The sequence below is a fragment of the Janthinobacterium sp. BJB304 genome (genome assembly GCF_002735765.1).
In the GTDB taxonomy this organism is placed as follows: Bacteria; Pseudomonadota; Gammaproteobacteria; order Burkholderiales; family Burkholderiaceae_D; genus Janthinobacterium.
In genome coordinates, this window is record NZ_PDZN01000013.1 from 178,984 (window position 1) to 201,606 (window position 22,623).

Below are 22,623 nucleotides of genomic sequence, written 5' to 3' on the forward strand. Positions count from 1 at the left end.
TGGCCGGCGCGCCGCTACTGCGTAAAAAGTGCTTAGGCTTGCGGCTTTTCAGCTACTTTGGAGAGGAAAGCCAGAATCAGCTTGACCAGGTCTTTCGCGCCGATGGCCGCGTATTTCAGGGTTTGTTCGTGCGACAGGGCGAATGGCGACATGCCTTCGGCCAGGTTGGTGATGACGGACACGCCCACCACTTTCAGGTCGCAATGGCGGGCCGAGACCACTTCCGGCACCACGGACATGCCGACCGTGTCGGCGCCCAGGCGCGCCATCATGCGGATTTCGGCGGCCGTCTCGAAGTTCGGGCCAGGGTAGGCGACGAACACGCCTTCGTGCAGGGTGATGCCGCTGGCGGCTGCCGTGTCCTTGACCAGCTTGCGCAGGTCCGCATCGTAGGCGTTGGCCATGCTGAAGAAGCGCGGGCCGAAGCGGTCGTCGTTCGGGCCGACCATCGGCGTGCCTGGCAACAGGTTGATATGGTCGCTGATGGCGACCAGACTGCCGGCGTCCACTTCAGGGCGCAGGGAACCGGCGGCGTTGGTAACGAACAGCATTTCGCAGCCCAGCAGTTTCAGGGTGCGGATGGCGCTCGTCATCACGCCCATGCCATAGCCTTCATAGAAATGGCCACGGCCCTTCATGCAGACGACGGCGACGCCCGACAGGGTGCCGACCACCAGTTCGCCCGCATGGCCGTGCACGGTGCTGATCGGAAAACCTGGCAATTCGTCGAAGCTGATGCTGACGGCGTCCGTCATCTGCTCGGCCAACACGCCCAGGCCGGAGCCGAGGATCATCGCCACGCGCGGCTTGAAATTTTCAGGGGCGCGGGCACGGATGATTTCGGCGGCGTGGAAAGGGGCGTTGTTCGACATGGTTATCCTCTGATTGACTAATGATGATTGGTTGCTGCCTGCACGGCCGTGCCCGGTATGGACTGCGGCCCAGGTAGCGGGTATCTATGGTGTTACTGGTATATCGAAATGCGTATGCCTGTATTTGCCGCCACTATGCATCAAACGGAATATGTATGGCAAATACCATTTTTCTTGCCCATTTATACAATTCAAATATAAATGGCCGATATTATAGTCGAGGCTAGCCCAGGCCCGCCATGCCCGGGAAATGCATGCATACAAGCTCCATACGAAGGTTTTTTATGCACGCTTGACACATGCTTGACATTAAACAGACAAATGTTTACAGTCGCAGACAAATGTTTAAACCTTCAGCGAAAACCTGTGACCGATACCAATAAAAAAGACCAGCTGTATACGCTGATCCGCAACAACCCCTTCATCTCGCAGCAAGACCTGGCGAGCGAACTGGGCTTGTCGCGCTCGGCCGTCGCCGGCCATATCGCCGGGCTGATCCGCGAGCGACGCCTGCTGGGACGCGCCTACGTGCTGCCCGACAGCCGTCCCGTGCTGTGCATAGGCGCCGCCAACCTCGACCGCAAGATGCGCACCCTGGCGACCCTGCAGATGGGCACCTCGAATCCCGTGCGCTCGGAAGAAGTGTTTGGCGGCGTGGGCCGCAACATCGCGGAAAACCTGGCCCGATTGTCGATTCCCGTCGCCCTGCTGACGGCGCTGGGCGACGACGCGGCCGGCCATGCGCTGCAGACGCACGCGGAAGACGCGGGCATCGACATGCGCGGCAGCCTGCATTTAAGCAACACCAGCAGCGGCACTTACACGGCCGTGCTCGACGAACATGGCGAAATGCTGCTGGCGATGGCCAACATGCAGCTGTACGAACAACTGACACCGGCCTTTTTGCACAGCCGCCAGCCGCAGCGCGCCGCCGCCGCCCTCACCGTCTGCGACCTGAACCTGGGCCACGACAGCGTGCAGGCACTGCTGGCTGATGCGCGCCAGGATGCTGCCCGCGCGACGCCGCTGGTCATCGTCGCCGTCTCGCAGCCGAAGATGGCGCACCTGCCGCAAGACCTGATGGGCTTGCATCTGCTGATCCTGAACCGGGGCGAACTGGAAACGCGCGTGGCGCGGGCCTTGCCCACGGCATTCGAGGTGCGCGCCGCCTGCCGCGAAGTGCAGCGCCAGGGCGCGCGCCAGGTGATCGTCACCTGCGGCGGCGAAGGCGTGTACTTCACCGATGGCGACAGCCTGGACGCGCCCATCGTGCACCTGGCCGCGCGCGAAGTGGACGCCGTCGATGTGACGGGCGCCGGCGACGCGTTTTCCGCCGCCGTCTGCTGGTCGCTGTACCACGACATCAGCGACTTGAAACTGGCTTGTCGGCGCGGCCTGAAGCTGGCGGCCATGACCCTGGAATCGGCTGCCACCGTCTCGCCCCTGATTTCGGCCGGCGCCCTCGACGACATCGACGACGCCGACCTGGCGCCGCCTCCCCCTACCCTCTTTCAACAGGATTGACATATGATGCAACTGAATAACTTCCTCTCGTTCTCGCAAGAAGTGCTCGATGCGCGCGCCGCCGGCAAGGCCATCGTGGCGCTGGAATCGACCATCATTTCGCACGGCATGCCGTATCCGCAAAACGTGGAAATGGCGCGCGAAGTGGAACAGATCATCCGTGACGGCGGCGCCGTGCCGGCCACCATCGCCATCATCGGCGGCAAGATCTGCGTGGGTCTGTCGCCCGAGCAGCTGGAATTGCTGGGCACCTCGCCCGACGCCATGAAGGTCAGCCGCCGCGACCTGCCGTTCGTCCTGTCGCAGGGCAAACTGGGCGCCACCACCGTGGCCGCCACCATGATTTGCGCGGAACTGGCCGGCATTGCCGTGTTCGTCACGGGCGGCATCGGCGGCGTGCACCGCGGCGCGGAAACGAGCTTCGACATTTCGGCCGACTTGCAGGAATTGGCGCACACGTCCGTGGCCGTCGTCTGCGCGGGCGTCAAATCCATCCTCGACATCGGCCTGACCCTGGAATACCTGGAAACCCACGGCGTGCCCGTCATCAGCGTGGGCCAGGAAGGTTTCCCCGCCTTCTTTACGCGCGAAAGCGGCTTCAAGGCTGATTTCCGCCTCGACACGGCCGCCGAGCAGGCCGCCTTCATCGGCACCAAGTGGCAGCTGGGCTTGAAAGGCGGCGTGATCGTCAGCAACCCCGTGCCGGCCGCGCAAGCGATGCCGAAGGAAGAAATCGATGCGATCACCTCGCAAGCCTTGCAGGAAGCGGACGCGGGCGGCGTGAAGGGCAAGCAAGTCACGCCGTTCCTGCTCTCGCGCATCAAACAGCTGACGGACGGGCGCAGCCTGGCGACGAATATCGCCCTGGTCAAGCACAATGCCCAAGTCGGCACCGCGCTGGCCATTGCCATGCAGGCGGTCGTGGCACGATAATAGGACCGCTGTAAAGAAAGCGCGCGCGCCGTTACCGGTCCGCGCGCCGTTCCATCGCCAGGCACCACGCAACGCCAAGGAAAGCATGTCCATCGATCTGAAACAGTTAAAGTATTTTCTTGCCGTTGCCGAGGAGAAAAGCTTCAGCCGCGCGGCCGAGCGCCTGCATATCTCGCAGCCGCCCCTGAGCCAGCAGATCATGAAACTGGAAAGCGAACTGGGCGTGCGCCTGTTTGCGCGCACCACGCGCACCTTCGAGCTGACCGTGGCGGGCAAGGCGTTGATGAACGAGGCGGCCGAGCTGCTGGCCAAGATGCGCATGACCATCGATACCATCCGCCAGATCGACCGCGGCGAAGTGGGCCGCTTGCGCGTGGGCATCGTCGGCTCGGCCATGTGGGGCCCCATCCCCAGCCTGCTGGAAGAATTCCAGACCAAATTTCCCCGCGTCACCTGGACCATTCATGAATTCGGTCCCACGGTGCAATACGAAGCCTTGCGCGCCAAACAGATCGACGTGGGCTTCTGGCGCGAACCCAAGCTCAACGACGACGACTTGCGGCACGACAATCTGCGCCAGGAACTGTGCTTCCGCGAAAACGTCTGCGTGGCCGTCAATGAACACCATCCGCTGGCGAAAAACACGGCCATCGAGCTGATCGACATCGCCCACGAGCCGATGCTGACCCTCAACCTGGACAAATCCGCGTTTCCCCGCTACCTGGTGCAATGCTGCGTCAACGCCGGTTTCGAACCCGTGATTTTCCAGGAAGCGAGCGAACCGCAAACCCTGCTGGCCATGGTGGGCGCGGGCCTGGGCGTGACACTGGTGCCGGAAACGACGAGCCGCATCGGCTGGCCCGGCGTCGTGTTCCTGCCGATCAAGACCAATCCGCCGTCGGCCAACTTGTATATCAGCTACACGACGCTCGACGACGCCCCCGTCGTGCGGGCTTTCCTGAATATTATCAATCCCCCATCAGCCTGACAGGCCATTTATATGCGTTGCATATAAATACATAAACAAAAACGTATTTGTCATACATATCTGGCATGATGCATAGTGATTCGGACGCCCATCGCGGCGCCGGTTCCGTGCCTGCCCTGCCCGTCCACTGACGGCGCATCCCAGCCCGCTCCGGCAGCCCCATTCGATGTTGTACCTATAAAAGAGACGGGGCGCGACTGTTGCATGAGCATCACACTGTCGACATGAAAGCACGCGAGGTCAGCAATGATCTTGTGCGATACAGTGCAATGTTGATAAGGAATTATCACCTCGTGCATCAAAAACAGGCTAAATCGGCCCCAAATTATATGTTTCACCTATAAAAAATATACAATATCGATCTTCCAGGAGCCAATTCATGAAACTTACACAATTTAGTTTGACGATCGCAGCCGTATTTCTGACTGCTCAAGCGTCCGCGGCTACCCCAAAACTGGGTGTCGTGTATGACGCGGGCGGCAAGTTCGACAAGTCGTTCAACCAATCCGCTTTCGAAGGCGCATCGCGCTTCAAAAAAGACACGGGCATTTCCTTCATCGAAGTGCAGGCATCGAGCGATACGCAGGCTGAACAAGTCATGCGTGGCTTGGCCCGCAAGAAACTCGACATGATCGCCGCCATCGGCTTTGCGCAAACGCAAGCCGTGCAAAAGGTCGCCAAAGAATTTCCGAACGTAAAATTCGTGCTGATCGACGGCCAGGCCGCCGGCAGCAACGTTAATTCCGTCGTCTTCAAGGAAGAAGAAGGCTCCTACCTGGTCGGTGTGGCTGCAGCCATGGCCAGCAAAAGCAAGAAGGTCGGCTTCATCGGCGGCATCGATATTCCCCTGATCCGCAACTTCGCCTGCGGCTACGCGCAAGGCGTCAAGGCAGTCAATCCGAAGACGGAAATCACGCAAAACATGGTCGGCACCACGTCCGGCGCCTGGAATGACCCGGCCAAGGGCGGCGAACTGGCCCGCTCGCAATTCGAGCGCGGCGTCGATGTCGTGTTCGCCGTCGCCGGCGGCAGCGGCATGGGCACCCTGCAAATGGCCAAGGAAAAAGGCAAGCTGGCGATCGGCGTCGATTCGAACCAGAACCATTTGTATCCAGGCAGCATCCTGACCTCGATGGTCAAGCGCGTCGACAACACGGTCTACGACAGCTTCATGCAAGTCAAGAACGGCACCTGGAAGGGCGGCGTCAGCTATAAAGGCTTGAAAGAGGGCGGCGTGGATTGGGCCCTTGATGAGAATAACCGCAAGCTGATTACGCCGGAAATCGAAAAACGCGTGTTGGGTGCGCGTAAGGACATTATCGATGGCAAGATCAAAGTGATCGATTACCGCGTCGGCAGCAGCTGCCCGGTTTAATTTTTCTCCGTATCTTTTAGCGCGCCGCCGGGGCCTGTCTCCGCGCGGCGCGTTTCCATGAAACTATCCAGTTATGAACCTATGCAGCCAGCAGTAGAATTTCGCAGCATTTCCAAGCAGTTTGGACATGTGAAGGCGAACGCCGACGTCAGCTTCTCCATCGCCAAGGGCAGTATCCACGGCCTGGTGGGAGAGAACGGCGCCGGAAAATCGACCTTGATGAGCATCCTGTACGGGTACTACCGTGCCGACGGCGGAGAAATCCTGCTCGACGGGAAAGTACAGCCTATCCGCAACAGCCAGGAAGCGATCAACCTCGGCATCGGCATGGTGCACCAGCACTTCATGCTGGTCGAGAACTTCACCGTCCTCGACAATATCATGCTGGGCACGGAAGGCGGTTTTCGCCTGGCCAGCCACCGCACGGAAGCGGAAGCGAAACTGCGCGAGATTTGCGCGCGCTACCGCCTCGACGTCGACCCGCTGGCGAAGATCGAAGACTTGTCCGTCGGCGCGCAGCAGCGCGTGGAAATCCTCAAGCAGATTTACCGCAGCGCCAATATTCTGATCCTCGACGAGCCGACGGCCGTGCTGACGGCCCAGGAAACGGCCTCGCTGTTTGAAATCCTGCGCCTGTTCAAGGAACAGGGCAAGACCATCATCCTGATCACGCACAAGCTGCAAGAGATCCTGGAAATCACCGACAACGTCACCGTCATGCGCGGCGGCACGGTGGTGGGCGCCGTGGCAACGGCCGGCACCTCGAAAGAGGAGCTGGCCAACATGATGGTGGGCCGCCCCATCCAGAGCCACTTGCCCCGTGCACCGTACAATCCGGGCGCCACGGTGCTGGAAGTGGCTGATCTGCAATTGGCCGACGAGCAGCAAGTCAAATTGCTGGCCGACATAGGCTTCAATTTGCGCGCCGGCGAAATCGTCGCCATTGCGGGGGTTTCCGGCAATGGCCAGAGCGAGCTGCTGGAAATCCTGTCGGGCATGCGCTTGCCCACGTCCGGCAAGCTGCGTTTTCTCGACAAGGACTTGCCGTTTGCCAAGCGCCACGATGCTGACGGCTTGCCGCTGGCCTTCCGCGAGCTGGGCATCGCCCACATTCCGGAAGACCGCTTGCGCGATGGCGTGGTGAAGAATTTCTCCGTCATGCAGAACACCATCCTCGGTTACCAGGATCACCTGAAAAACCGCTGGGGCCTGTTCAACTTCAAGGCCATCGGCGCGCGCTGCGCGGAACTGCTGAAAACGTTTGATGTGCGCCCGGCCAATCCGGACCTGCGCATCGGCTTGTTGTCGGGCGGCAACCAGCAAAAGGTGGTGATCGCGCGCGAAGTGCTGGCCAAGCCGAAACTGATGCTGGTGGGGCAACCCACGCGCGGCGTCGACATCGGCACCATCGAAAGCATCCATACGCAATTGCTGGCCCTGCGCGACGCGGGCGTGGCGATCCTGCTGGTGTCCGTCGAACTGGAAGAAGTGCGGGCGCTGGCCGACCGCATTCTCGTCATGTGCGGCGGACGCATCACCGGCGAACTGAAAATTGAAGAATTCGATACCACCCGCATCGGTCTGTTGATGGGGGGAATGCATAAATCATGAATAACGACTTGCCACGCTGGGCGACAGCCTTTGTCATGCCCATGTTAAACCTGCTGTCGGCCTTGCTGGTCGCAGCCCTGGTGATTTATATGCTGGGCGAAGACCCGGCCGAATCGCTGTCCATCCTCGTCCACAGCGCCATCCTCAATCCGGAAGGCTTGAGCTACACCCTGTTCTACGCCAGCACCTTCATTTTCACGGGCCTGTCGGTTTCCGTGGCGATGCAGGCCGGCCTGTTCAATATCGGTTCCGAAGGCCAGATGTATATCGGCGGCCTGGGCTTGACGGTGGCCATGCTGGCCTTCGACCAGACCCTGCCTGCCTGGCTCTTGATTCCTGCCGCCATGATCGGCGCGGCCCTGTTCGGCGCCTTGTGGGGCTTTTTGCCCGGCTATCTGCAAGCCAAGCGCGGCAGCCACATCGTGGTGACCACCATCATGTTCAACTTCATCGCCGCCAGCCTGATGAATTTTATTATCGTAAAGTACTTGATTCCGCCGGGCGAGCAGAACACGGCCAGCCGCGTGTTTGCGGAAAGCGGCGAAATGCCACGCCTCTCCACCTGGTTCCCGTCGCTGGGCGACACGCCGCTGAACATCAGCTTTATCCTGGCGATCGCCGCGCTGGTGATCTACGGCGTGATGGTCTGGCGTTCGTCGTGGGGATTCAAGCTGCGCGCCACGGGCCTGAACAAGCATGCGGCACACTATGCGGGCGTGTCGATCAGCAAGATGGTCATCGTCGTCATGCTGATCTCGGGCGCGCTGGCGGGCTTGGGTTCCGTCAATTCCATCATGGGTTCGACCCATTACCTGTCGCTCAATTTTGTCGGCGGCGCCGGTTTCATCGGCATCGCCATCGCCCTGATGGGCCGCCAGCATCCGGTCGGCATCTTCCTGTCCGCCGTGCTGTTCGGCGCGCTGATCCAGGGCGGCTTCGACCTGTCGCTGGAAAAACCGAATATCCCGACGGAAACGTTCATTTTCATCCAGGGCTTGATCATCCTGTTCTGCGGCGCCATGGAAAACTTCTACGCACCGGCCATTTCCGCCCTGCTCAAGCGCACCAAAGGCTAACACCATGACACTCGACGACTTTCAATTCGCCAGCATCCTGGTATCGACCGTGCGCAATGCGCCCGTCCTGATCTTTGCCGCCATGGCCGGCCTGTTTGCCGAACGCAGCGGCATGATCGACATCGGCCTGGAAGGCAAGATCCTGGCCAGCGCGTTTGCTTCCGCAGCCGTCGCCTACACGACGCAAAACCCGTATTACGGCATGGCTGCCGGCATGCTCGTCTGCGTCGCCCTGGCCCTGCTGCAGGCGTACGTCAGCATCACGCAAAAGGGCAACCAGCTGGTGGCCGGCATGGCGATCAACATCGCCATGAGCGGACTGACCTTCGTGCTGGCGCAATTTTTCTTCCAGCAAGGCGGCCGCACGCCCGACCTCGGCTCGGCGCGACTGTTCGACGTCGTCTTGCCGGGCACGCAGTACGTGGAGCATATTCCCTTCATCGGCTGGGTGTATGCCCATCTGATCGGCGGCCATTCCATCCTCGTCTACGTGGCCTTCCTCTTGATCCCGCTCGTGCACTGGCTGCTGTACCACACGCGTTTCGGCCTGCGCCTGCGCGCCTGCGGCGAAAACCCGCATGCGGCCGACTCGGCCGGCGTGAGCGTGGAAGCGACGCGCTACCTGGCCATGCTGGTGGCCGGCATCCTGTGCTCGTTCTCGGGCGCGTATCTGGCCATCGTGCAAAGCGGCTTCTTCCTGCGCGACATGTCGGCCGGCGCCGGCTATCTGGCCCTGACGGCCATGGTGTTCGGCAACTGGCGCCCCGTCTACACCTTCCTCGGCTGCCTGATGTTCGGCTTCTTCGCCGCCATCCAGATTCAAATTGAAGGCGTGGACTTGCCCGTCGTGGGCCGCATCCCCGGCTCGCTGATCCAGATGGTGCCGTACGTCGTCACCGTGATCGTGCTGGCGGGCTTGATGGCGAAATCCATCGCGCCGAAGGCTATCGGCATCCCCTTCGTGAAATCGCGTTAAGAGCACCTGAGAAAATACCCATGGCGTCGTTGCCTTGCCTCGTCGTACATTCGTACTGCCTTCGGCAAGACGCCTAGCCCTGGGCATTTTTCAGGCGCTCCCTAAAATGACAAAAAGCGAAGCCTTTGGGCTTCGCTTTTTTTACGCCTGGGTAATCTCGTCCAGCGAGAAATACACGGGTAAACCGAGATCCTGCGCCACGGCCACCATCTGGTCCGCTCCGCCAGACGCACCGCCGATACGCAGCACGGCATCGCAGTGGCTCAATAAACGCGTCGCATGCGCGTGGAACAGTTCCTCGTACACGGCGTCACCCACCCGGGTGGAACCGGCCAGCGCCAGCATGGGCAAGGCCAGCCATTCACCGAGCACGGGCATGTGGCCCTTTTCATACAGGGGCAGGCAGACGGCTTCCATGGCTGCCACATTCGCCGCCATCAGGGCCGGGGCGTCGCCCGTGCCCGAACGGTAAGGGCCGGCTACGAGAATCTGCTGCCCCCGTTTGCCTGGCATCAAATGCAGCTGCGCATGCTGCAGCAGCATGATGGTCTTGCCGTCGCAGATGCGCCCGTCCGCCACCATCCGCAGCGCTTGCGCCAGCGGCAACTCCAGCACCTCGATGTCTTCGCCCTCGTGCGCCAGGCCGCCGCCGTCGCCGATGCGGCTGGCGGGGTCGTATTCGGCGACAAAAAAATGCAGGCGCTCCGTCACGGAGCCGGGGCTCATGAAGGCCTGGAACACCTTGTGCACCTGCCCCACCCGGTAACCGGTTTCCTCTTCCACCTCGGCGCGGATGCGCTGCTCGGCGCTGGCCTCTTCCAGCAAGCCGGCGGCAGATTCGATGAGGAAACCATCGTGGCCTTCGCGGTAGGTAGGAAAGCGGAACTGGCGGATCAGGATCACCGTGCGTTTGGCCTTGTTGTAGAGCAGGATGGTGGCTCCGTCGCCACGGTCATAGGTTTCCCGCGTCTGCGTCTGCCATTCGCCATCGTGGCGCAGATAGTCGAACGTGGTCTTTTGCAGCAGATACCAGTCATGCGACAGGGTCTGCACCTGCTGGATGCGGACCCGTTCCTGCTTGCTATTTTCTTCGCGCATAGTGTCTCCTTGTATTTACATGTGCTTGCCTTCGCCGACTTTATCATGCAAACTCGTGCAATATCAAGAAAATACAAGAACACTCAAGAAAAACCATGCTGACACATCAACGCAAACAATACCTGCTGGACATGCTCCAGCGCGAAGGGCAGATCGTCGCCAAGGCCGTCAGCGATAGTCTGGGCTTGTCGGAAGACACGATACGGCGCGACCTGCGCGAATTGGCGAAAGAAGGGTTATTGGAACGCGTGCACGGCGGCGCCCTCCCCTTGCTGCCAAGTTCGCCCGCGCTGGCGCCGTTTGCGGCCCGCGAACAGATTTCGCCCGAAGCCAAGCCCGCCATCGGACGCGCGGCAGGCGCCATGATACAAACGGGGCAAGTGGTGTTTCTCGATGGCGGCACGACCGCCGTGCAGCTGGCGCGCCAGCTGCCGCGCGATTTGCGCGCCACCGTCGTCACGCACAGCCCCTCGGTTGCCGTCGAGCTGGTGCATCACCCGTTCATCGAGGTGCTGATGCTGGGCGGGCGCCTGTACAAGCACTCGATCGTGGGCGTCGGCGCGGCCACCGTGGAAGCCATCGGCCGCATCCGCGCCGACCTGTATTTCATGGGTGTATCCAGTCTGCATCCGCAAGCGGGCATCACCACCGGTGATTACGAGGAAGCGTGCGTGAAACGCGCACTGAGCGAGGCGTCAAACCGCACCGTCGTGCTTGCCTCGTCGGAAAAGTTCAACACGGCGTCACCGTTTCAAATCGCACCCATGAGCCAGGTCAACGATATCATCGTGCACCGCGACATGGAAGACGCCCTGGTCGCGCCCTTCCGCGAGATGGGCATCGGCATCACCGTGGCATGAAAAAAGCGGCCCGCAGGCCGCTTTCACATGACATCTTTACTGTGGCCAGATCGCCTGCAGCACGGCGGCCAGGCGATAGCCCGCCTCGGTCAGCTGCTGCTTCGCCAGCGCAGAACTCGGTACCGGATAGTTGTCCGGCACCGTCAGGGTCCAGACGTTGTAGACCTCGCCCTTGCGGCTGGTCTGCTGCGTGGCGGGACCAGCCACCACATCCGTGAAAGCAAGCTTTGACGCCGCCAGCGCGGCATCGGCCCACTGATACGGCCAGGTGGCGGGGTCGCCGCTGTTGGCGCTCACCACGGGAACGCTGGCGATCACGGTGCGGGCGAACTGCTGCGGCGTGCGCGTGCTCAGGCGGCGCATGGCGTAATCGACCACGGTCGTGTCCCAGTAGGAATGCAGGGGCCTGGTGGGCGACTTCGGATAGCTGCTGGCAGGCTTGGCATCGCCCGCTTCCGCCGGCAGCGGCGCGGGAATCACGGCATCCGACAAGGCCGTCATCTTCGCATCGTCGAGCAGCAAGTCGTTGCCGCCGCGCGCATTGAAAACGGCGACGTCGTCGATCTGCGCCTGCGTGGCGGGCACGAAGAACTGGCCATCCTTGCCGAGAAACGCATTGCCCACATGCAATGGCTGGTGGATATCGCCCACCAGGTGCGTGATCAGGATCAGCGCTTCGCGCTGGCTGAAACCGTGCGGATTGCTGGCCGCATCGGCCTTGCCCTGCAACACCAGGATCGCCCGCTTGAGCGTCTGCACGATATCGTCATCGGCCGTGCCCACGCCATGGTCGTGGTAATGCGCATGTTGAAAAGGCACGTTCGTGTAGTGATATTCGCCATGCTTGGGATTCGCCGCGACATAGCTCAACATCTCCGGCGATTGCGGGCCGCAATACGTGCCCTTCACGCAATCGGGCCAGTTGGCGATCTTTTCCAGGCTTTCGCCGGGCAACAGCAACCTAGCCACCTGCGCCTGGGCCACGCTGCCCTTGAGCAATTGATCGGCGATGGCACCCACGGCGCGGTGGCCGTCATTGCCCCAGGCCAGCACATTGCCGGAAGCGAAAGCGGCACCCAGCGCCAGCACGCAGAGTAATTTTTTCATGTTCACCATTATTCCTTGCCTTGCGGCGCGGCCTTGGCCGGCTTCGGATACTGCTTGTTGATGTCGATCGGTTGCGCATACGCCGAGCTCCACGTCTGCTCATGCAGCGCGGCAATGCGCTGCGCCATGGCATCGTTACGCAGCACCACTTCCAGGTTGCGCGACAAATCGAAATAGCCGCCCGCCCAGTTGCTCGTGCCGACCCAGGCCAGCTTGCCATCAATGCTCATGGTCTTGCTGTGGATCACGCGCGCAAACGGGATGAAACCCGTCGAGGCCGTGGGAATCGTCACGATGCGGATTTCCACGTTCGGCACCAGGGCCAGGCTTTTCAGGTAGGCGATGGCGGGCGCTTCCGTATTCCAGGCGGACACCATCAGCTTGATTTTGACGCCACGCTGGGCGGCGGCGCGCACGGCGTTGTCGATCACGGCGTAGTACGGCCGCGTGCGGTTCGGGCCATACGACAGCGGCGCATAGTCGAGCAACTGGATGCGCACTTCGTTTTTCGCTTCCGCCAGCAGGGCGGGCAAGCCCGTTTCCGAGTCGCCCACGCCGGCCGGGTTGTAGGCGTTCGGGCTGGCCAGCAGGAAAGCGTTTTGCGCGTAATTGGCCGGCACGACCTTGCTGTTGAGCACCGTGGCGCGGCTGCCTTGCGACGTCAGCGCCTGGGCTTGCCAATCCTGTTCAAAAATCGCCTGCACCTGGCCCACCATGGCGGGTTCCGTGATCTTCAAGCCCGTTTCATGGATGTGCTCGAACGAGCGCCAGTCGAAGTTCTGGCTGCCGATGTACGCGACTTCACCATCGACGGCCAGGTATTTCGCGTGCACGATGCCGTTGCCCGTGATTTTATTGAAATCGATGAGGCGCAAGTCCAGGTTCGGGATCGCCTTGATCTGCGCGATGGTCGCCGCTTCCGACAGGCCCACGCCCTTCTGGTCCAGCAGGAAGCGGATCTTCACGCCGCGCTGGCCGGCGGCCGTCAAGCTGGCCAGCACCTTTTCAAAGGCCGTGCCCGGTTTGCTGACGGCATAGAACTGGGCGATGACGATTTCTTTTTTTGCACCATCGAACAGCTCGCTCCACACGGCAACGGGCTCGCGCAAGTCGGGGTTCGTCAAGGTGGTTTCCACGGGCGAGGTGTGCACGAGTTCAAAGCCGGGTATCGTGAAATCAGCGTGGGCGCTGCCCGCGAACAGGGTAGTGACGAGCAGGGAAACAGATAAGCGACGCATGGTTATTCCTTGTAGATTATTTGACGCGTACGATGCGGCCCGCCGCCGTGGCACTGCCGGCCGGTTTGCCGGCGCGCGCGCAGGCGATCAGGTAATCGCTGAAGGCGTCGATGTCGCGCACGCCCGTGTCCAGACGGCGCGTGCCGGCCGCCAGCACGGTAAAGCGGTCGCCGCCGCCGGCGAGGAAACTGTTGGCGGCGACACGATATTGTTGATTGTCTTCCAGAGGAATACCATTGAGCATGATGCTGCCTGGCAGCACGCGCTGGCCCTGGGGCTGCGTGCTGTCCCAGCGATAACTGAAACCTTCGGACACTTGCAGCAGATTGTTGTCCTCCGCTTCGGCGCCCGGCCATTGCTGCTCGAGCAAGGTGCGGATTTGCGCGCCGGACAGACTCACGACGATCAGCGTATTGCCAAACGGCACCACTGCCTGGTTCTGGCCCACGTTCGTCATCAGGCCGGCGCCCGCTTCCAGGTCCTTGCGGATGCCGCCATTGTTCATCAGGCCGATTTGCGCGCCGGCAGCGCGCGCGCCGAACAGGGTGCTGTCGGCCACCAGGTCGCCCAGTGCGGAAGCGCCGCTGCCCTTGGTGTTGCGGCCCACGCTCGGCACGGCGATGGCGGCCACGGGGCGCGACAATGCGGCCGCACTGCGCTGCTTGACCGATTCCAGGTAGGCTGCCACGGCCGGCTCCGGCTCATACATGCCTGGCAACATGACGACGTTTTGCGCGCTGGCATCGATCAAGGCATTCTTGACGGGATCGACCTTGAGCTTGATGCGCGTCAGCATGTGTCCGCCCATCTGTGCCTGCGTCACCAGCCGGCCATCGACGCGGCACAGATAGCCCTGGTGCGAATGGCCGCTGATGACCAGCTGGATGGCCGGGTCGAGGCGCTTGACCACGTCGACCACTTCGCCCTTCAGGTGGCTGCAGTCGGGCTGGTCGACGGCTTCCTTCGTCTCGCCGCCCTGGTGCAACAGCACGACGAACACGCCCACGCCCTGCGCGCGCAACTGCGGCAAGGTGGCGTTGATGGCGTCCGCTTCATCGCCGAATTGCAGACCGGCAATGCCGGCGGCCGTCACCACGGACGGCGTATCTTTCAGCACGGCGCCGATCAAGCCCACCTTGACGCCATGCGCCTCTTCGATGCGATAGGCGGGCAGCAGGGACTTGCCCGTCTGCGTGTCGATCACATTGGCCGCCATATAGGTATAGCTGGCGCCCTTGAAGTCGGGCGTGAACTTGCACGCCTTGTCGGCGCGCGACGACTCGCAGCCGCCGCGCTGCTGGCGCAGCAATTCCGCCTTGCCCTGGTCAAATTCATGGTTGCCGACGGAGCTGGCTTTCATGCCCAGCATGTTCATGGCGACGATGCTCGGTTCGTCCGCCCACAGCGCAGACATGGCGGGGCTGGCGCCGACCAGGTCGCCATTGCCGACAAAAATCAGCTGCGCATCTTCGCGCCGCCACGCCTTCAATGCGCCGGACAAGGTGTCGATGCCGCCGGCCTGCACCGTCTTGCTCCCGGCATCGGCGGCGCTCGTGTAGGTGAATTTGCTGCGGTCGAGGTTGCCGTGGAAGTCGTTCAGGGCGACCAGGTTGATATCGATGGGCGTCGCGCTAGGCGCGGGAGGCGTGGCACAGGCGGCCAGCAGCACAGTCAGGGCCGCCGCCGCGGCCAGTGGTGTCGGATGATGTTTCATGGTCCCCACATGGTTATCAGTATTCAAAAAAGCCGTCTCATCCGGGGGGACGCCGTGCGCCGCAAGCCCATCAGAGTATTACCAGAAAGCACAACATAAACGAAAAAACGGCCGGTGTCGCCACCAGCCGTTCGGAACGTCAATCAAGCGTCGAGATTAGAACTCGTACTTGACCGTCGCCTGGATCGCCCATTGGGACTCACCCTTTTGTTGACGCACGGTGTAGTCTTCTACCTTGTCACGCACTTGGTAGATGTAGCGACCTTGAGCATCGAGACCGGCAAAATCAACAAAGTTACGCGTTTGACCGCCAGCCGAGCGGAAAGCCATTTCATTGATACGGCCCCACTTGCGGTTGATCATGTTGCCCACGTTGAAGAAGTCCATCGTGAACACGCCTTTGTTGCCTTTGAAGAAGCCTGGGACTTCCTGGCTGACACGCATATCGAAGCTGTTGGTCCAAGGCGAGAAGCTGTCGTTACGCTTCACCACGCCGCCTTTCGAACTGCGCAGGTCGCCGTTTGCGTTAACAAATGCCCAGAAACGATCTTCGTTGGCATGGTTGTTTGCCGTATCGCCACGGAATACCACTTCGCCCGAACCTGGTTTCGATGGGATATACATCAAGTCATTGCCGCTGACGCCGTCACCGTTCAAGTCATTGCTGTAGGTCCAGCTGTATGGTTTGCCCTTGCGGCCTTCATAGAACAGGCCGAAGCTGGTCTTGTAGTTGTCGAAGAAGCGTTTCTGGAAGTTCAACACAGCATTGAAGCGGTCTTTCACCAGGTAGCCGGAATTGGCGGCGACGTTTTCATTCGGATTGAAGATCGAACGGGCGTTGAAGTTCGATGTCGATACCGACGAGGTCAGCGGCGACACTTCCGTTGCATCCGTATAGGTGTAGGCAACCGACCAGCCAAAGCCCTTGGTCATCGGCTGGCTGACCGACAGCGTCACCAGATTACCCGCGCCCTTGTCCGTTTTCTGCGCAACCATGACGTTGTTGAACGCAGGGTTCTTGAGTGCCTTGGCGAAGGAACCCGCGCAACCCGCATTGGTCGACGACAAGCCACCGGTGGAAGTCCAGCAGTTCGTATTGTAGGCAGTGTTCGAGTAGTACAACGCACGGCCATCGGTACCGGTACGCGTCGCCGTGCCCAGATTCAAATGCTCATAGTAAATGGCATCCTTGTTTTGCGTGCGCAGGTATTCCGCGCCGAAAACCAGGCCCATCCATGGCAACTCATGTTCGAATGCCAGGTTGCCCTTCCAGATCGATGGCTGGCGCAGGTTAGGCGACAGGAAGTCGACGTTGGCTGCAGGGGCGGCATCAGGGAAGTTCGTCGGCTGGGTGTTCGGATCAGGATTGAACAAGCCACCTACCGATGGGCAAGCCTTGAAGCCGCTGGTGCCGCAACCGACGATACGGGTTGCCACGCCAGGATTGGCGAACGGGTTCGACATCCAGACCGTGGCTGCCGCGCCCTGGAACAGGCCGACGCCGCCGCGCAACTGGGTAGGACGGGCGCTGTCAAACTTGTAGTTGAAGCCCACACGTGGCTGCCACAGTGTCTGACCATCGATGGTTTGCGTATTGTTCAGGCCAAAACCACCGCTTTGTGCCTTGCCCGTCTGCGCGTTGGCAGCCACCATAGGTGCAGCCGCAGCAGCGTTATAAAGCGGACGGTCGCTGATGCCGGCCTTGTCGACACGCACGCCATACTGCACGGTCAACTGTTTGTTGACGGTCCATACGTCCTGAGCGAAGAAGCCATAGTTTTTCAGGCTGAAATCAGCAATGGCGTTTTCCAGCGAGCCACCTGGCAACGGTACTTGCACCTGGTAAGAGCTCGGGCGTCCGGTACGGAAATTTTCCAGTACGGCTTGTTCCTGAAGAGCGGCCGAGCTGTTGCAGTTGAAAGTAGTGCTGCCGTCAGGGTTCGGTTTGACAAACGAGTATCCGACATTATTGATACAGCCGAAGGTGTAGTTGCCGTTGATGTTCTGCAGGAACGCATTGTAGACATCGTTCTTGCTGAAGTCGGTGCCGAACTTGACTTCATGATCGCCCAAGGCCCAGTTGGCGCCCAGGTAGGCATCCTTGGTCTTGGTGCGCAAGACGTTGAATTGGTACGACTGGTCAGTACCAAAGTTCAGGTAGCGGTCTTTGGTCGACACGCCTGCAGGCGATCCTGCCGGCACATCACCCGTAAACTTGAGGGACATGGTTGGCAGGGTGGAATTGTTCTTCGGCAGACTTTCATAGTCGCGCGACGATACTTTGAATTCCGTCGAGAAATTTGGCGTCCAGTCGGCAAACCACTGGCCGACGATGGTTTCGATCGACTTTTCCTGCGAGCGCCAGGCCGAGTTCAATGCGATGCCGCTATCCGATACACCGGTAAACATCGGCTCGGATTGATCGGTTTTGGAGTAGCGAACCATGGCGCGATGGTTGTCGTTGATGTTCCAGTCCAGTTTCAGCAAGACATCATCTACCGTCAACTTCGTGCCTGCGGGGACGGCCGTGGTACCGACTGGCAAGTTGTACTTATCCTTGGCAATCGTCTGTAAAGCGGCAATAGCGGACTCGGTAATACCGACGTTCGTCATCGCGCTGCCAATTGGACCAAAGTTTGGCGCCGTGCGGGTGCTTTCCAGCTTTTCCTTGTTGGCAAAGAAGAACAGCTTGTCCTTGATCAGCGGGCCGCCGACGGAAATGCCCTTGGTCGTTTCGCGGAACGGCGCAGGTGCGTAATAGCTGTCTTTGACGTTGTCGTAACGGTCACCGGCCATCCGGTCATTACGGAACACATAATAGACGCTGCCCTTGACATCATTGGTACCGGACTTGGTCACGGCATTGATGTTGGCGCCCGTATAGCCTTTTTGCGTCACGTCGTAGTTGGCGACGTTCACTTGCACCGACTGGATCGCATCGATCGAGATCGGCTGCTTGGCCGTCGGGCTGCCGTTCGATTCCAGGCCGAACGTATCGTTCACGGCCACGCCATCGATGGTCATCGAGTTGTAGCGCGAGTTTTGACCGGCAACGGACAATTCGCCGCGCTCTTTGTCCGTTTGCGAAACACGCGGATCGGAACGGGCGTAATCTTGCAGATTGCGCTGGATCGACGCTTGCATGGCCAATTCGTTCGCGCCAATGTTGGTGCCCGCACCCATGTTGCTGCGGTTAAAAATCTGTGCGCGTGCGCCCGTGCCCGTGACGTTCACGGTTTGCATCTGGGCGCCCAGGGTCGCGTCCACATTGGCTGTTTCCGCCAGCTGCACGTACACGCCTTCGCGTTTTTCCACTTCACCATTCTTGGTGATGGTGATGGTGTATGGACCGCCGGCGCGCAAGCCGCGGGCGACGTAGCGGCCTTCCGCATCGGTCGTCACATTGCTGACGGAACCCGATTCGGTATGCACGATGGTAACGGTGGCACCAGCTGCCGGCTTGCCGTCGGTGGCCGAGATACGGCCGCCGATGGAAGACGTAGTGTTCTGTGCGAACGATGGTGCCGCCGCCAGTGCAATAGACAGGCTGAACGCGATTTGCGTTAGCCGAAGTCGCTTGTGATTGATCATCTTTAACCCCAGAAAAGACTATTATTTTTGAACATCCTGGATTGCCCACCGTCCGGCTGCGCCGCACAGCAACACAAACACAAGATCTCCTCTTTACGATGCTGCAACTGTTACGCCGGCGGGACTGGCTGCGGTCCTGACAAGACCATCACAAAACGCCGCTCCACACATCACAACTATTTATATCCAGACAATAACGGTGGAAAAAACTGCTACCGATCCGTATGACCCAGGGCGCTAGCACCTGTGTCATTCATCCCACATGCTTAGCCGGCCAACATGGCAAGCCGCGAGTGTAATTGTTAAATATTTCAAGACTGTGACACGGCGGCAAAATGCAGAAGAATGTCGTCATTTAGCTGCGCGACTGTTTGTTTCACTCTGCATCTCACCTTTATTTACTGCAAATACCCATCTTCTTACGATATCGCCCAGATGAATTGTGACTTTTTAATATCATCTTCATCTCACTATGCATCATCAAAAAATGGATGACAAATACGATTTTTTTTACATATTTATATATTTAAAATATAAATAGCATGGGGTAACTAGCTGGATTGATATCGTGCTGACAGCGTTCGGGCTTATGGCGCGAGATTATAAATGAGCAATATGTACTTGAAATTGATTCATCCAGGAAATTGGATAAAGTCGTGTATCTGCTGTTAATTGTGTCGCATGGCCGCCACAACATTAACAAAAACACATTATAAGAAAGGGAGGGGAGAAATGGAAAACGGCCGGAAGATCCGGCCGCCCTGAGAGTGTCAGTTGTGAACGTCGCGTAACTTACGGTTTGCCGCTCTTGCCTGCCTTGTCGGCCGCCGCAATTTGCGCTTCAAACCGGGTGAAACGGGCATCGAGCGCTTTCAGCAAACGCTGCTTGTCCGCTTCCGCCAGGAAGGAATAGCGCAGGCTGTTATACGACAGCTTTTTGATTTCCGCATAATCGGTCTTGTACCGGCTGGCAAACAGCACGTATTCATTCGACAAGGTGTTGCGCGACACGCCCGCGTCATCGGTGGAAATGACAAAGGGCACGCCATACTTGCGGTACAGGGTGACCGGATGCGCCTGGCCCTTGATGCCGAGGATGTAATCATTGCTGGTCAGGTTCACTTCCACGGGAATGCCCCGCTCGCGCATCTTTTGCATGGTCGCCAGCGCATTGTGCTCGTAGGCGATATCCATGCCGTGGCCGATACGGTCGGCGCCCGCCACATCGACGGCTTCGGCGATATGGAAAGCCATGCCTTCCGGCGGCACCATGCCCAGCGCCAGCTCGCCCGCGTGCAGGGCGATCTTGACGTTCGGATATTTTGTCTTGAGGAACTTGAACATTTCCATGTGCAAGCTGTAATCGCGCATGGACACGTTCACGCTTTCCTGGCCCACGATGTTCACGCCCACCAGCAGCGGATTGAGGCTGGCCGCCTTGAACGCGGCCACCATGGACGAGAACACTTGCGATGGCGACAGGAAACGCAGCACATACGCCTGGTAGCGCATGGTGAAGTTCGCATCGTCGATGCCGGCGCTGCTGGCGTTCACATTGTCGTTGTAGGCGGTGATGCTTTTCTGGAAGCTGGCATCCTGGTCCAGGCTGGCGGTCCACTTGGCCAGCAGCGCTTGCAACGCAGCCGGCGGCAAGCCCGGCGCCAGCACCTGCTGGTCGAACTGCGCGTTTTGCACGAAGGGCGACAGCTCGAAAATCGTCTCGATATAGCTGAGGTTTTCCGCGATGGCGCGCTGCTTCAGCGTTTTCAGGCCGTCGGCCGTATTCGTCGATGCCACGGGACCGAAGTAGCCGAAGGTGTCAAAAAAGGTACGGTCCGGCGGCGTCTGGACGGCACCGTGGTTATAGAAATCCTTGGTCGACCAGCGCTGCAGCAATTCCGCATACAGGCCCGCATCGGCAAACACTTCCGTGGACGACAGGCAGCTGCGCTGTGCGGCCGGCTTGGCGCGCTCGGCCGCCACGACGTCCTTGTTGCTTTCGATGCGGTAGGTCGTCTTGTTGACGCAATAGTTTTCCTTGTCGACCCAGTCGAGAAATTGCTCGGCATAAATGGCGCCCGAGTAATGGTGATGCAAGTCGCCGCCCTTGGGCATCATGGAAAAGAACAGGCTCAACTCGGCTGTCTTTGGCTGTGCACCGGACACCAGGGCGGCAAAATGGCGCGCCGTGGCCGCTTCGTTGGAAGACGGAGTGGCCACGGCCTTGGCGGCTTGCGCCGTTCCGGTCAATGCCAGCGCGGCGCCAAGCGCCAGGCCAGTGAGTTTCTTGTGCATTCGCGTTCTCGCTCAGGATAATTCGTGTTGAACAACGGGTAGGTCAGCCCTGCCCCCGCACATGCACGCATTGCCCGCCTGAATAGGTGGCGGCCACGGCGCGGTCATCGCCCAGCAGCGCGAAGGCAAACAGCAATTCCTCCAGGCTTTGACAGCCAGCCGTGCGGCGCTCGAGCAGCGGCGTCGCTTGCTTGTCGAGCACGATGAAGTCCGCTTCCGTGCCTGCCGTGAAATTGCCCAGGGTGCCTTCCAGCTGCATGGCGCGCGCGGCGCCCAGGGTCGCCAGGTAAAACATGCGCAAGGCAGGCAGATAGCTGCCTTTCAAGCGTGCTACTTTATAGGCTTCGTTCATGGTTTGCAACATCGAGAACGAGGTGCCGCCGCCCACGTCCGTCGCCAGCGACAACAGCACTTTCGCCGCATCGGCCCGCTCGAAATCGAACAGGCCGCTACCGAGGAACAGGTTTGACGTAGGACAAATGGCGGCCGCCGAGGACGTTTCCGCCATGCGCGCGCGGTCGCGCTCATCGAGCCAGATGCAGTGACCGAACATGGCGCGCGGGCGCAGCATGCCGTAGTGGTCATACACATCGAGGTAGCTGCGCGCCTGCGGATGCAGTTCGCGCACCCAGCGGCATTCATCCTCGTTCTCCGACACGTGGGTTTGCAGATAGGTATCCGGATAGGCGCGCGCCAGCTCGCCCGCCAGGTGCATCTGTTCATTTGTCGACGTCGGCACGAAGCGGGGCGTGATCGCATACAGCGAGCGGCCGTGCTTGTGCCAGCGGCGTATCAATTCCTCGCTTTCACGCGCGCCGGACTCGGCCGTGTCGCGCAGGAACTCGGGGCAGTTGCGGTCCATCATGACCTTGCCCGCCACCATGCGCAAGCCGCGCGCCTCGCTGGCGCCAAAGAAGGCATCGACCGATTGCGGATGCACGCTGCCATACACCATGGCCGTCGTGGTGCCGCAGCGCAGCAGTTCATCGAGAAAGAACTCGGCGACATCGCGCCCATGCTCGGGATTCTCAAACGCGCGCTCTGTAGGGAAGGTGTACGTTTCCAGCCATGGCAGCAAACCCGGCGCGGGCGAGGCAATCATTTCCGTCTGCGGGAAATGCAGATGGGTATCAATGAAACCCGGCACGATCAGCTTGCCCCGGTAATCGACGATCTCGGTGCCAGGCGGCAAAGTGGCTTGCAGCTGCGCGTAATCGCCGGCCGCGACGATCTTGCCGTCGGCCACGATCAGCAAGCCATCCGCATGCCAGGCGTGCGCATCCTCATTAAAAGCGGGATCGGCGTGGAAGTGCAGCAAGCTGGCTCGGTAGGCTTGCAATGTGGCAGGAACAATCGGCATGACTT

Annotated in this window: 15 protein-coding genes and 1 pseudogene; 8 read left to right on the forward strand and 8 right to left on the reverse strand. The window is 60.2% G+C overall.

Going from position 1 to position 22,623, the window contains the following annotated elements:
• Window positions 1-32 precede the first annotated feature (32 nt).
• The gene (xapA, locus tag CSQ95_RS16940; protein WP_099410335.1) at window positions 33-872 is read right to left on the reverse strand and encodes a xanthosine phosphorylase; all 840 of its coding nucleotides are present in this window, start codon (window positions 870-872) and stop codon (window positions 33-35) included.
• A 366-nt stretch (window positions 873-1,238) separates the two neighbouring features.
• On the opposite strand from xapA, the gene CSQ95_RS16945 reads away from it, so the two are divergent.
• The 7 genes from CSQ95_RS16945 (at window position 1,239) to CSQ95_RS16975 (ending at window position 9,355) form a co-directional block, all read left to right on the forward strand.
• Window positions 1,239-2,396 carry a carbohydrate kinase gene (locus tag CSQ95_RS16945; protein ID WP_099410336.1) on the forward strand — a complete coding sequence of 386 codons (1,158 nt, stop codon included), beginning with the start codon at window positions 1,239-1,241 and terminating at the stop codon, window positions 2,394-2,396.
• Between the two features lie 3 nt (window positions 2,397-2,399).
• Window positions 2,400-3,329 (forward strand): pseudouridine-5'-phosphate glycosidase, encoded by a 930-nt coding sequence (locus tag CSQ95_RS16950; RefSeq protein WP_373632229.1) that lies wholly within the window; start codon window positions 2,400-2,402, stop codon window positions 3,327-3,329.
• Between the two features lie 85 nt (window positions 3,330-3,414).
• Entirely contained in the window at window positions 3,415-4,317 is a 903-nt protein-coding gene (locus CSQ95_RS16955; protein WP_099410337.1) for a LysR family transcriptional regulator, read from the forward strand.
• A 379-nt stretch (window positions 4,318-4,696) separates the two neighbouring features.
• Window positions 4,697-5,692 carry a BMP family protein gene (locus tag CSQ95_RS16960; RefSeq protein WP_070219322.1) on the forward strand — a complete coding sequence of 332 codons (996 nt, stop codon included), beginning with the start codon at window positions 4,697-4,699 and terminating at the stop codon, window positions 5,690-5,692.
• 81 nt (window positions 5,693-5,773) lie between these two features.
• The gene (locus tag CSQ95_RS16965) at window positions 5,774-7,303 is read left to right on the forward strand and encodes an ABC transporter ATP-binding protein (RefSeq protein ID WP_070219323.1); all 1,530 of its coding nucleotides are present in this window, start codon (window positions 5,774-5,776) and stop codon (window positions 7,301-7,303) included.
• Window positions 7,300-8,379, forward strand: coding sequence for an ABC transporter permease (locus CSQ95_RS16970; protein WP_099410338.1), 1,080 nt, complete (start codon window positions 7,300-7,302; stop codon window positions 8,377-8,379). The genes CSQ95_RS16965 and CSQ95_RS16970 overlap by 4 nt, the downstream gene beginning before the upstream one ends.
• Before the next feature lie 4 nt (window positions 8,380-8,383).
• A complete protein-coding gene (locus CSQ95_RS16975; RefSeq protein WP_034754516.1) occupies window positions 8,384-9,355 on the forward strand; it encodes an ABC transporter permease in 972 nt (323 codons plus the stop codon).
• Window positions 9,356-9,868: 513 nt separating this feature from the next.
• Here the strand turns inward: CSQ95_RS16975 and CSQ95_RS30090 are convergent.
• Window positions 9,869-10,453: pseudogene (locus tag CSQ95_RS30090) on the reverse strand (NUDIX domain-containing protein); the annotation flags it as partial.
• Window positions 10,454-10,548: 95 nt separating this feature from the next.
• On the opposite strand from CSQ95_RS30090, the gene CSQ95_RS16985 reads away from it, so the two are divergent.
• On the forward strand, window positions 10,549-11,313 hold the full coding sequence (locus tag CSQ95_RS16985; RefSeq protein ID WP_099410340.1) for a DeoR/GlpR family DNA-binding transcription regulator: 765 nt from the start codon (window positions 10,549-10,551) through the stop codon (window positions 11,311-11,313).
• Window positions 11,314-11,349: 36 nt separating this feature from the next.
• Here the strand turns inward: CSQ95_RS16985 and CSQ95_RS16990 are convergent, their stop codons facing one another.
• From CSQ95_RS16990 to guaD, 6 genes are all read right to left on the reverse strand, one after another.
• Window positions 11,350-12,420 carry a S1/P1 nuclease gene (locus tag CSQ95_RS16990; RefSeq protein WP_099410364.1) on the reverse strand — a complete coding sequence of 357 codons (1,071 nt, stop codon included), beginning with the start codon at window positions 12,418-12,420 and terminating at the stop codon, window positions 11,350-11,352.
• A gap of 8 nt (window positions 12,421-12,428) precedes the next feature.
• Complete coding sequence (locus tag CSQ95_RS16995; RefSeq protein WP_099410341.1) at window positions 12,429-13,658, reverse strand: phospholipase D-like domain-containing protein; 1,230 nt, start codon at window positions 13,656-13,658, stop codon at window positions 12,429-12,431.
• A gap of 16 nt (window positions 13,659-13,674) precedes the next feature.
• On the reverse strand, window positions 13,675-15,372 hold the full coding sequence (locus CSQ95_RS17000) for a bifunctional UDP-sugar hydrolase/5'-nucleotidase (RefSeq protein WP_257218086.1): 1,698 nt from the start codon (window positions 15,370-15,372) through the stop codon (window positions 13,675-13,677).
• Window positions 15,373-15,528: 156 nt separating this feature from the next.
• Window positions 15,529-18,963, reverse strand: coding sequence for a TonB-dependent receptor (locus CSQ95_RS17005; protein ID WP_099410342.1), 3,435 nt, complete (start codon window positions 18,961-18,963; stop codon window positions 15,529-15,531).
• A gap of 792 nt (window positions 18,964-19,755) precedes the next feature.
• Window positions 19,756-21,258 (reverse strand): adenosine deaminase, encoded by a 1,503-nt coding sequence (locus CSQ95_RS17010; RefSeq protein ID WP_099410343.1) that lies wholly within the window; start codon window positions 21,256-21,258, stop codon window positions 19,756-19,758.
• A 43-nt stretch (window positions 21,259-21,301) separates the two neighbouring features.
• On the reverse strand, window positions 21,302-22,618 hold the full coding sequence (gene guaD / locus CSQ95_RS17015; protein WP_099410344.1) for a guanine deaminase: 1,317 nt from the start codon (window positions 22,616-22,618) through the stop codon (window positions 21,302-21,304).
• Window positions 22,619-22,623 lie beyond the last annotated feature (5 nt).